We start from the raw sequence: 10,761 nt of genomic DNA, 5'->3' as shown, positions 1-10,761 counted from the left end.
CCCCGGCACCCGTCGCCCCCTCCCGCATCCGCGGCGTCCGGGTACCCACCCGCTCCGCGCATCTGCTGGACGGCATGTCCGAGTACGGCGACTGACCGCCCCGCGGCGGGGAACCGCTCACCGCTTCGCTCCGTCCCACCACCGCCCCCTCCCCCTCGGGGGCGCGGTCCGCAGGCACCGACGGAACACAAAGGAGCGGAACGGTGGGCACCAGCAGCGAGGACACCCCTCTCACCCCCGAGCCCGAGGAACGCCTCGGCCCCGGCGAACACCCCGAGCCCGAGGAGCACCGCGAACCCGGCGAACGCCCCGCGGACCAGGACCGCGAACCCGGAGAACGGCCCGAGCCCGAGGAACACCGCGAGCCAGGCGGGCACCCCGAACCCGGCGAACGCCCCGAGCCCGACGAGGGCCAGGGCCCGGACACCCCCGGGGAGCACGATCGGGCCCCGGCGCGGCGAGGCCGTCCGCTGGTCATCGCCTCGGTGGCGGCGGCGGTACTGCTCGCCGGGGGCGGCGGCGCGGTGTGGGCCGCCCGGGCGGACGGCGAGACCAGCCGGGGCGGCGCGCCCGCCGGCGACGGCCCCCAGGCCCCCTCCACCGCACCCGGGCACCCGGTCCAACCCGGCAGCGGCCTCGGGGAGCCGGTCGACGGCTACACGATCGCGGGGAAAACGCTGACGCTGCACTTCTACGGCGGTGTGTGCACCGCGTACACCGCCACCGCGAAGGAGTCGGACGACCGGGTGACGGTCCGGGTCAGCGGCCACTGGAACCAGCCGGGCCAGGACTGCGTCGCCATGGCCCGCCTCTACCAGCGGAAGATCACCCTGGACAGTCCGCTGGGCGACCGCGAGGTGGTCGACGCCGTCCGCGGGGCGCAGGTGCCGCGGGGCGCCGTCGGGCCGTAGCGGTCCACCGCGCGGACCCGGCGAGGAGCCGCGAGGAGACGAGCCGGTACGCGTGAAGGCGGTGATCCCGGGCCGGGATCACCGCCTTCACGCGTGTCGTGCGACTGGCGACGGCTCAGCTGAAGGAGTCGCCGCAGGCGCAGGAACCGGTGGCGTTGGGGTTGTCGATGGTGAAGCCCTGCTTCTCGATGGTGTCCACGAAGTCGATGGAGGCACCGCCCAGGTACGGGGCGCTCATCCGGTCGGTGACGACCTTGACTCCGTCGAAGTCCTTCACCACGTCTCCGTCGAGCGAGCGCTCGTCGAAGAAGAGCTGGTAGCGCAGGCCGGAGCAGCCACCGGGCTGGACGGCTACGCGCAGCGCCAGGTCATCGCGGCCTTCCTGCTCCAGCAGGCTCTTGACCTTCGACGCGGCGGCGTCGGACAGGATGATGCCCTCGCTCGCGGTGGTCTCGTCCTGAACGGTCATCTGCTTCTCTCCCGGGTCGTACGGACTGCTCTGCCGTGGACTCAACCAGCGGCAACCCGGATTCATTCCGGGGCCCAGCGGACTTCCGCCGGGGTTCTCATGCTCGCATACCAGCACCGGACCGGGAATGCGTCACATCGACACGATGGCCATCGTCAACGTGACGCAAAGCAGATATCATATTAAGCGTCATTGTGACGACAAGCCCCGTAGGGGCTTCCCGCAGACAAGAAAGAAGGGTGCGTGTCGTGACCACCGCCCAGCCCCTGGATGTAGAGCCGACGCCCCTGGCCCTGCTCCTCCTCGGCCGCGAGGCCGACCCGAAGAGCGAGCGCGGCGTGGAGTGTCCCGGCGAGTTGCCGGCGCCCTCCGACCCGGATCTGGTCGAGCGCGCCCGCGCGGCCAAGGAGAAGCTCGGGGACCGGGTCTTCGTGCTCGGCCACCACTACCAGCGGGACGAGGTCATCGAGTTCGCCGACGTCACCGGGGACTCCTTCAAGCTCGCCCGGGACGCCGCAGCCCGGCCGGAGGCCGAGTACATCGTCTTCTGCGGTGTGCACTTCATGGCCGAGTCGGCGGACATCCTCACCGGCGACGACCAGCAGGTGGTCCTCCCCGACCTGGCCGCGGGCTGCTCGATGGCCGACATGGCCACCGCCGAGCAGGTCGCCGAGTGCTGGGACATCCTCACCGAGGCGGGGGTCGCGCAGGACACGATCCCGGTCTCGTACATGAACTCCTCCGCCGACATCAAGGCCTTCACCGGCCGGCACGGCGGCACCATCTGCACCTCCTCCAACGCCGAGCGCGCGCTGCGCTGGGCCTTCGAGCAGCGCGACCCGTCGGCCGGCAAGGTGCTCTTCCTGCCGGACCAGCACCTGGGACGCAACACCGCGGTCCGCGACCTGGGGATGTCGCTGGAGGACTGCGTGGTCTACAACCCGCACAAGCCGAACGGCGGGCTCACCGCGGAGCAGCTGCGCGACGCCCGGATGATCCTGTGGCGGGGCCACTGCTCGGTGCACGGCCGCTTCTCGCTGGACTCGGTCCAGGAGGTCCGCGAGCGGATCCCGGGCGTCAACGTCCTGGTGCACCCGGAGTGCAAGCACGAGGTGGTGGCGGCGGCCGACTACGTGGGCTCCACCGAGTACATCATCAAGACCCTGGAGGCCGCGCCCGCCGGCTCCAAGTGGGCCATCGGCACCGAGCTCAACCTGGTACGCCGGCTGGCGAACCGTTTCGCCGACCAGGGCAAGGAGATCGTCTTCCTCGACCGGACGGTCTGCTTCTGCTCCACCATGAACCGCATCGACCTGCCGCACCTGGTGTGGGCGCTGGAGTCGCTGGCGGCCGGCAAGGTCGTCAACCGCATCCAGGTCGACCAGGAGACCGAGCACTTCGCGAAGCTGGCGCTGGAGCGGATGTTGGCGTTGCCGTAGGGGTTTGCCGGGGGGCTGTGTTCGGTCGGCTGCGGGTTGTCTGCGGCCGGTCGCGCAGTTCCTCCCCCCAGACTCCGTCCGGGGGAACCCCCAGCGCCCTTTGGGGCGCGGCCACGTGCGGGCGCGGTCGTCCCGCAGGCTCCCAGGGCCCCTTCCGGGGGCGGCAGCGTACGGGCGCGGGGGGCGGGGCCCGGTAGGTACTCGGGTGGTGGTTACCGGGCCCGGCCCCCGTGTCAGGCGCGGGGGCGGACCAGGCCCGTTTCGTAGGAGATCACGACCAGCTGCGCCCGGTCGCGGGCGCCCAGCTTGGCCATGGTCCGGTTCACATGGGTCTTCACCGTGAGCGGGCTGACCGCCAGGCGCTCGGCGATCTCGTCGTTCGAGAGGCCGCCCGCCACCTGCACCAGCACCTCCCGCTCCCGTACGGTCAGCGCCGACAGCCGGGCCTCGTCGCACTCGCCGGGCGTCTGGGCACCGCCGCCCTGGGCCAGGAAGCGGGCGATCAGGCCCTTGGTCGCCGCGGGGGACAGCAGCGCCTCTCCCCCGGCCGCGATCCTGATGGCGGCCAGCAGCTCCTCCGGCTCGGCTCCCTTGCCCAGGAAGCCGCTGGCCCCGGCGCGCAGCGACTCGACCACGTACTCGTCCACCTCGAAGGTGGTCAGCATGACCACCCGCACCCCCGCCAGCTGGGGATCCTCGCTGATCATGCGGGTGGCGGCGAGCCCGTCGGTGCCCGGCATCCGGATGTCCATCAGCACCACGTCGGCGCCCTTCGCGCGGGCGACCGCCACCGCCTCGGCGCCGTCCGACGCCTCGCCGACCACCTCCATGTCCGGTTCGGAGTCGACCAGTATCCGGAACGCGCTGCGGAGCAACGCCTGGTCGTCGGCGAGTAACACCTTGATCGTCATGTGGGCTCCCCTCCCGTACGGGCCTGCAGAGGAAGTGTGGCCCGCACCCGGAACCCGCCCTCCGGCCGGGGTCCCGCCTCGCACTCGCCGCGCAGTGCCGCGACCCGCTCGCGCATCCCGATCAGCCCGTGGCCGCCGCCCTCCGCCGCCGCGGCGCCCTCGCCCGCCCCGTCGTCGTCCACGGTGACCTCCAGCCCCTTCGGCGACCGTACGATCCGCACCTCGGCGGTGGCCCGCTCCCCGGCGTGCTTGTGCACATTGGTGAGCGCCTCCTGCACCACCCGGTAGGCGGTGAGGTCCACGGCCGCCGAGAGCTGTCCCGGCCCCTCGGCCGGCTCCATCGCCACCCGCACGCCCAGACCGGCCCGGAGGAAACCGTCCACCAGCTGGTCGAGGACGCCCAGGCCCGGTGCCGGCTCGGTGGGCGCGGCGGGGTCGCCGTACTGCCGCAGCAGACCCACCGTGGCCCGTAGCTCGTCCAGCGCCGAGCGGCTCGCCTGACGGACATGCGCCAGCGCCTGTTTGGCCTGGTCAGGCCGGTTGTCCATGACATGTGCGGCCACCCCTGCCTGCACATTGACCAGCGCGATGTGGTGGGCGACCACATCGTGCAGCTCGCGGGCGATCCGCAGCCGCTCCTCGGCCACCCGGCGGCGGGCCTCCTCCTCGCGGGTCTGCTCGGCCCGCACCGCGCGCTCCTCGATGGCGGTCACATAGGCCCGCCGGCTGCGCACCGCGTCCCCGGCCGCCGCCGCCATGCCGGTCCAGGCGAAGATCCCCAGGTTCTCGGCGTTGTTCGCGGGCTCGCACAGGAAGGCGGTCCCGCTGACCACCACCACGGTGGCCAGGCCCAGCCGCCAGGTGGTCGGGCGGTCGGTGCGTGAGGCGACGGTGTACAGGGCCACCACCACGCTCAGCGCGATGGCACCGCGCGGCGGGCTGTGCGCGGTGGTGCCGGCGATCTCGGCCAGGGTGCTGGCACCGGTGATCGCGAGCACGCTGCGCGGATAGCGGCGACGGAGGATCAGCGCGCTCGCGGCCACCGCGCTGACCAGCACGAAGGTGGGGTCCAGCGGAGTGGCGCGGGGGCTGCTGACCGACGCGAGTACGGCGGTCGCGAAGACGCCCAGGGCCAGCACCGTATCCACCGCCAGCGGGTGCGCGCACAGCCAGCGGTGCCGGTGGGTCAGGCCCGGTCCAGCGGCGAAGGGGGTCACAGCGTCCAACGGTAAGCGCTGGCGTGCGGACCGTGTCCGTCCCCCGGCTCCCACCGAGCGCGACTCGGACAGGGGCGGCACTCCGGCACCCCGTCCGCCGGGGCGAAGGGGGCCTGAGCTCGGGCGCCGGGGCTCAGCCCGGGATGAGCCCCTCGTCGCTGAGCAGGGCCCGCACCTCGTCCAAGGTGGCGTCCGGGGCGGGCAGGATCAGCTCCGAGGGCTCCAGGGAGTCGTCCGGAAGCGGCTCGCCCACGCGGTGCACCTCGTCCAGGAGGGCCGTGAAGGTGCGCCGGAAGCCCTCCTCGTCGTCCCGCTCCAGCTCGGCGAGCAACTCGTCGTCCAGCTTGTTGAGCATGCCCAGATGGCTGTCCGCCAGCCGAACCTGCCCCTCCCCCATGATGCGTACGATCACGACGCCTCCTCGGAGAATCCCGTCCGGTGCCGGGCCGCGCCGGCGGTGGCGGCTACTGCTTGTCGAACCGGTGCTGGGTCCGCGGCTGCTCGGCGCGGTCCGGCTTGCCGCCCTCGATGGCCTGCTGGGGGCCGCTGCCGCCGGCCAGTTCGGCCTTCATCCGCTGGAGCTCCAGCTCCACGTCCGCGCCGCCGGAGATCCGCTCCAGCTCGGCGGTGAGGTCGTCCTTGGCCATGCCGGTCGGGTCGTCCAGCGCGCCCGAGGCCAGCAGCTCGTCGATGGCACCGGCCCGGGCCTGCATCTGCGCGGTCTTGTCCTCGGCCCGCTGGATGGCCATGCCGACGTCGCCCATCTCCTCGGAGATGCCGGAGAACGCCTCGCCGATCCGGGTCTGCGCCTGCGCGGCGGTGTAGGTGGCCTTGAGGGTCTCCTTGCGGGTGCGGAAGGCGTCCACCTTGGCCTGCAGCCGCTGCGCGGCCAGCGTCAGCTTCTCCTCCTCGCCCTGCAGCGTCTGGTGCTGGGTCTCCAGGTCCGCGGCCTGCTGCTGCACCGCGGCGCGGCGGGACAGCGCCTCTCGGGCCAGGTCCTCGCGGCCCAGCGCCAGCGCCTTGCGGCCCTGCTCCTCGAGCTTGGCGGACTGGCCCTGCAACTGGTTCAGCTGGAGTTCCAGGCGCTTGCGCGAGGTCGCCACGTCCGCGACGCCGCGGCGCACCTTCTGCAGCAGCTCAAGCTGCTTCTGGTAGGAGTAGTCAAGGGTCTCGCGCGGATCCTCGGCCCGGTCCAGGGCCTTGTTGGCCTTCGCGCGGAAGATCATCCCCATACGCTTCATGACACCGCTCATGGGCTTCGCGCGCCCCCTTCTGACGGACGAGACTCCGGCACACCTGACAGACCCAGACTACGGGCCCTGCTTCCATTACCGCACTGTTCGGGGAGGCTTCCACTCCTCCTGCAGGACGATCGGCGAGGCCGCTCCTCCGGCGCAGGGAGGACAGTTGCCGGATCGTTCCCCCTGGGGCTTCGGCCCACACCTCCGCACCCCGTACCCTTGGGTCCCGTGTTCCGAAGCCGTTCCAAGGAAGAGCAGGCCGCGCCCGCCAAGGCGACCGCCGCCGAGCCGCAGCAGCCCCGTGACCCGCAGGCGCCCAAGGGCCGCCCCACGCCCAAGCGCAGCGAGGCCCAGTCGCAGCGCCGCAGCCTGGCGAAGACACCGACCAACCGCAAGGAGGCCGCTCGCCGCCAGCGCGAGGCCCGACGGGCCGACCTGGCCCGGCAGCGCGAGGCGCTGGCCAACGGCGACGAGCGGTACCTGCCGGTCCGCGACAAGGGCCCGATCCGCCGCTTCGCCCGCGACTTCGTGGACTCGCGCTTCGTGGTGGCCGAGTTCTTCCTGCCGATGGCGGTCGTCATCCTGGTGCTGAGCATGATCCAGGCCGGCGCCATGCAGAGCTATGTGCTGCTGCTCTGGATGGTCGTGATCCTGATGATCGTGATGAACTCCGTGATCATCGGCATCCAGCTGAAGCGGCAGCTGCGGAAGAGGTTCCCGGACGAGAACCTGCGCGGCGCCGTGCCCTACGCCCTGATGCGCAGCCTTCAGATGCGGCGTCTGCGCCTGCCCAAGCCCCAGGTCAAGCGGGGAGAGCGGCCCTGAGCCAGCAGCCGTCCGGGTTCACCGGCGGCGGTACCTTCCATGCCGTCCAGGCCGTGGAGGAAGGCCGGCCGAGCGGTCTCGGCGGCCTGCGGAACATCGTGCGGCAGGAGTTGGTGGCCCGCCAGCTCGACGAGCGGATCGCCGCACGCTATGCGGTGGGTCAGCGGCTACGGGTGCTCGACGTCGGCCCCGGCCTGGGAATCCAGGCGCTGCGGCTGGCCCGCGCCGGACACCAGGTCACCTGCCTGGAGTCCGATCCGGCGGTGCTGGCGGCCCTGTGGGAGGCGCTGTGGGCCGAGCCGGAGGGCGTCCGCGAGCGGGTGCGGCTGGTCGAGGGGGACGTACGGGACACCGGGGCACACTTCCCGCCCGGCGCCTTCGACGTGGTGCTCTGCCACGGGGTGCTGATGTACGTGACCGAGCCGGCCCCGACGCTGGCCGGGCTGGCCCGGGTGCTGGCCCCCGGCGGTCTGCTGTCGCTGCTGGTACGCAACGCCGAGGCGCTCGCGATGCGGCCCGGGCTGGCCGGTGACTGGGACACCGCGCTGGCCGCCTTCGACGTCACCGAGTACACCAACCGGCTGGGCCTGCGGGTGCGCGCCGACCGGCTGGCGGACCTGACCGCCACCCTCACCGGGGTCGGCGTCCCGCTGGACACCTGGTACGGGGTGCGGCTCTTCACCGACCAGGCCGCGGACCACGAGGCCGTGCCGGGGCCCGAGCGGCTGGCCCGGCTGCTGGACGCGGAGGACCGGGCCGGACGCACCGACCCGTACCGGGCGGTCGCCGCGCTCCTCCACCTGTGCGCGGTGCGCCGGGTCTGAGCCCGGCACGCCACACCGGTCCGCACCGCACGGTGTCGCGCGCCGCGGAGAGCGACCGGGCCGACCTTCCCCCGTGACCGCCGGCCACGCCGGCCCCTCCCTGACCCGGACAGCCGACAGCCGTGGCCGAGCCCCGCGGGTGCGGGGACACTGCGGTCATGGACGGATCTCGCGCCCGCCGGCGCCCGCTGCCGGCCCTCGCCGCTCTGGGTGCCGCGACGCTGCTCACCGCCCCGGCCCTGGCCGGGTGCGGTTCGGGCGGGGGCGAACCCTCGCGGCACTCGCCCCCCTCGGTGTCGGTGTCCGCCCGGGCACCCGACCTGATGCGGGACGACCAGCGGCTCCAGGAGGGCTACCAGCAGACCGTGTCGGCGGTGCTGCCCTCGGTCGTACAGATCACCACCGGGAACAACCTCGGTTCCGGCGTGGTCTACGACAGCCAGGGCCATGTGGTGACCAACGCCCATGTGGTGGGGGACGCCAAGAAGTTCGAGGTCACCCTGGCCACCGGCCGGGGCACCAGGTCCGCCTCGCTGGTGGCCAGTTATCCGCCGCAGGATCTCGCGGTCATCAAGCTGGACGGGCCGCCGGAAGGCCTGAAGCCCGCGGTGTTCGCGGACTCGACCACGGTGGACGTGGGCCAGATCGTGCTGGCCATGGGCAGCCCGCTGGGCCTGTCCGGCACCGTCACCCAGGGCATCGTCTCGGCGGTCGGCCGCACCGTCAGCGAGGGCCGGGAGGACGGTGGCACCGGGGCCACCATCAGCGATCTGGTGCAGACCTCGGCCGCGATCAACCCGGGCAACAGCGGCGGGGCGCTGGTCAACCTCGCCAATCAGGTGGTGGGGGTGCCCACGCTGGCCGCCACCGCCCCCGACCAGGGGAACTCCGCGGCCGGCATCGGCTTCGCGATCCCGTCCTCCACGGTCACCAACATCGCGAACCAGATCATCACCCAGGGCAAGGTGACCTCGTCCGGGAAGGCGGCGCTGGGCATCACCGGCCGCACCCTCCTGGGCAGCGACTTCCAGCCGGCCGGGGTCGTGGTGGTCTCGGTGTCCAAGGACGGCGGCGCGAAGCAGGCGGGGCTGCGCAAGGGAGATGTGATCACCGCCGTGGAGGGCACCCGGGTCACCTCGATGAGCACGCTGGCCGAGGCGCTGGCGGACCACCGGCCGGGCGACCGGGTCCGGGTCACCTTCGAGCGGGACGACCACCGGCAGACGGTGGAGGTCCGGCTCGGCGAGCTGTGAGACCCGCCCCGGCGCGGTGCCCCGGGGCGGGTCTCACCCGGTACGGGTCAGGGGTGCAGGCTCATCGGCCCGTAGATCTCGGTGCCGTCCTCGAAGAGCCGCACCTGGTCCGCACCCCCCTCGGCGAGTTCCTTCCAGACCTGTCCGATCCAGGACTCGGCATCCCCCTGGGTGGCGAAGTCCTCGGGCTCCACCGCGGGAGCGGTCTCCGTACCGTCCGACTTCTCGAACCGCCACGTCCACGCCATGTCCGCCTCCTCGTTCTCGTTTCTCACGCGACGCTGCCCCACCTCTGACGGCGCGGTCTCGTCGTCGTCCCGTCGTCTGCGGTCGATCATGCCGGTCGCAGGCACCCCAGTAGACCTCTGGCCAGAGGCCGATCGCTCCAAACCGGCGCGGACCGGTCACCCCGTAGGGGGTGCCCCCGCGCGCCCCGCTCGCCGCGGCACGAGACGATCAGGGCGTGGAACTGACTCTGCTGGGCACCGGGGCGCCGGACGGGCTGCCGCGGCACGACTGCCCGTGCGCCGCCTGCGCCCTCGCGACCGGTGCGGAGGCGCGGGCCTCGACCGCGCTGCTGATCGACAACACCCTGCTGCTCGACCTCACCCCCGGCCCCGCCTTCGCCGCCGCGCGGGCCGGGCACTCGCTGATCGGGGTGCGGCAGGTGCTGCTGTCGCACCCGCACGAGGGCCCGGCCCTGGAGTACCCGGCGGGCCTGCCCGCGCCGGGCCGGGTTCCGGACGGCCGGGAACTGGCCCTGCTCAGCGGGCACCGGGTGCTCGCCGTGGCCCTGGACGCACCGGGCACCGGCTACGAGGTCACCGGCCCGGACGGCGACCGGCTGCTGTACCTGCCGCCGGGCGCCGCCCCGGCCGGGGCGGCGGACTCCGCCGGGCGCCTGGGCCCGTACGCCATGGTGCTGCTGGACGTGGTGGGGCGGCCGGACGCGCTGGCCCGGCTGCGTGCGTCGGGCGCCGTGGCGGCCACCACGGACGTACTGGCGGTGCACCTGGACCACACCGCGCCGCCCGGCCCGGAGCTGCACCGGCGGCTGGCGGCGGCCGGGGCGCGGGCGGTACCGGACGGCACCACGCTGATCGTCGGGGAGTACCACGAGGTGCCCGACCTGCCGCGCCGCACCCTGGTGCTGGGTGGCGCCCGGTCCGGCAAGTCGGTGGAGGCCGAACGGCGGCTGGAGACCTTCCCCGAGGTGCTGTACGCGGCCACCGGCGGCGGACGGGAGGGCGACCCGGACTGGGCGCGGCGGGTGGCGCTGCACCGCGAGCGGCGGCCGGGTGGCTGGCGGACCGTCGAGACCTGCGAACTGGTGCCGCTGCTGGCGGAGGACGGGCCTCCGCTGCTGATCGACTGCCTGGCGCTGTGGCTGACCGACGCCATGGACCGGGTGGGCGCCTGGGAGGACGCGCGCTGGCACCAGGGCGGCGAGCAGGCGCTGCGGGACCGGGTGGCGGAGTTGGTGGCCGCGGTGCGGGGGAGCCGGCGCACGGTGGTGGCGGTGAGCAACGAGGTCGGGTCCGGGGTGGTCCCGGCCAGCGCGTCCGGACGGCGGTTCCGGGATGAGCTGGGCCGGCTGAACGCGGGGGTCGCGGCGGAGTGCGAGTGTGTGGTGCTGGTGGTGGCTGGGCAGGTGGTGCCGCTGCGCGGGGG

At 73.3% G+C, this 10,761-nt stretch carries 12 protein-coding genes; 6 read left to right on the top strand and 6 right to left on the bottom strand.

Annotated features, from left to right (window positions below; genetic code table 11):
• The first annotated feature begins 203 nt into the window (after positions 1 to 203).
• Positions 204 to 911, top strand: a complete 708-nt coding sequence (locus tag E4099_RS33145) for a hypothetical protein (RefSeq protein WP_167828447.1) — start codon at positions 204 to 206, stop codon at positions 909 to 911.
• Positions 912 to 1,026: 115 nt separating this feature from the next.
• Here E4099_RS33145 and erpA read toward each other — a convergent pair whose 3' ends face one another.
• The gene (gene erpA / locus E4099_RS21715; protein WP_135340779.1) at positions 1,027 to 1,380 is read right to left on the bottom strand and encodes an iron-sulfur cluster insertion protein ErpA; all 354 of its coding nucleotides are present in this window, start codon (positions 1,378 to 1,380) and stop codon (positions 1,027 to 1,029) included.
• A gap of 248 nt (positions 1,381 to 1,628) precedes the next feature.
• Between erpA and nadA the strand changes: the two genes are divergently transcribed.
• Positions 1,629 to 2,819, top strand: coding sequence for a quinolinate synthase NadA (nadA, locus tag E4099_RS21710; protein ID WP_135340778.1), 1,191 nt, complete (start codon positions 1,629 to 1,631; stop codon positions 2,817 to 2,819).
• 233 nt (positions 2,820 to 3,052) lie between these two features.
• Here nadA and E4099_RS21705 read toward each other — a convergent pair whose 3' ends face one another.
• The 4 genes from E4099_RS21705 to E4099_RS21690 form a co-directional block, all read right to left on the bottom strand.
• On the bottom strand, positions 3,053 to 3,730 hold the full coding sequence (locus tag E4099_RS21705; RefSeq protein ID WP_135340777.1) for a response regulator: 678 nt from the start codon (positions 3,728 to 3,730) through the stop codon (positions 3,053 to 3,055).
• On the bottom strand, positions 3,727 to 4,956 hold the full coding sequence (locus E4099_RS21700) for a sensor histidine kinase (RefSeq protein ID WP_135340776.1): 1,230 nt from the start codon (positions 4,954 to 4,956) through the stop codon (positions 3,727 to 3,729). Before E4099_RS21700 ends, E4099_RS21705 begins: the two co-directional genes overlap by 4 nt.
• Positions 4,957 to 5,080: 124 nt before the next feature.
• Positions 5,081 to 5,359 (bottom strand): PspA-associated protein PspAA, encoded by a 279-nt coding sequence (pspAA, locus tag E4099_RS21695; RefSeq protein WP_135340775.1) that lies wholly within the window; start codon positions 5,357 to 5,359, stop codon positions 5,081 to 5,083.
• A gap of 52 nt (positions 5,360 to 5,411) precedes the next feature.
• Positions 5,412 to 6,200: a PspA/IM30 family protein gene (locus E4099_RS21690; RefSeq protein WP_135340774.1), complete on the bottom strand. Its 789-nt coding sequence runs from the start codon at positions 6,198 to 6,200 to the stop codon at positions 5,412 to 5,414.
• A gap of 207 nt (positions 6,201 to 6,407) precedes the next feature.
• Here E4099_RS21690 and E4099_RS21685 point away from each other — a divergent pair, with 207 nt between their 5' ends.
• From E4099_RS21685 to E4099_RS21675, 3 genes are all read left to right on the top strand, one after another.
• Positions 6,408 to 7,013, top strand: a complete 606-nt coding sequence (locus E4099_RS21685) for a DUF3043 domain-containing protein (protein ID WP_245245063.1) — start codon at positions 6,408 to 6,410, stop codon at positions 7,011 to 7,013.
• Between the two features lie 53 nt (positions 7,014 to 7,066).
• On the top strand, positions 7,067 to 7,837 hold the full coding sequence (locus E4099_RS21680) for a class I SAM-dependent methyltransferase (RefSeq protein ID WP_245245061.1): 771 nt from the start codon (positions 7,067 to 7,069) through the stop codon (positions 7,835 to 7,837).
• Positions 7,838 to 7,995: 158 nt separating this feature from the next.
• Positions 7,996 to 9,090, top strand: coding sequence for a S1C family serine protease (locus tag E4099_RS21675; protein ID WP_135340773.1), 1,095 nt, complete (start codon positions 7,996 to 7,998; stop codon positions 9,088 to 9,090).
• A 47-nt stretch (positions 9,091 to 9,137) separates the two neighbouring features.
• On the opposite strand, the gene E4099_RS21670 is transcribed toward E4099_RS21675, so the two are convergent.
• Positions 9,138 to 9,338: a hypothetical protein gene (locus E4099_RS21670; RefSeq protein ID WP_135340781.1), complete on the bottom strand. Its 201-nt coding sequence runs from the start codon at positions 9,336 to 9,338 to the stop codon at positions 9,138 to 9,140.
• 215 nt (positions 9,339 to 9,553) lie between these two features.
• Here E4099_RS21670 and E4099_RS21665 point away from each other — a divergent pair.
• On the top strand, positions 9,554 to 10,761 hold a 1,208-nt coding region (locus tag E4099_RS21665), incomplete at its 3' end, for a bifunctional adenosylcobinamide kinase/adenosylcobinamide-phosphate guanylyltransferase (protein ID WP_167828446.1).

The sequence above is a fragment of the Streptomyces palmae genome (assembly GCF_004684805.1).
In the GTDB taxonomy this organism is placed as follows: Bacteria; Actinomycetota; Actinomycetes; order Streptomycetales; family Streptomycetaceae; genus Streptomyces; species Streptomyces palmae.
This window is presented reverse-complemented; position numbering and strand designations above follow the sequence as displayed.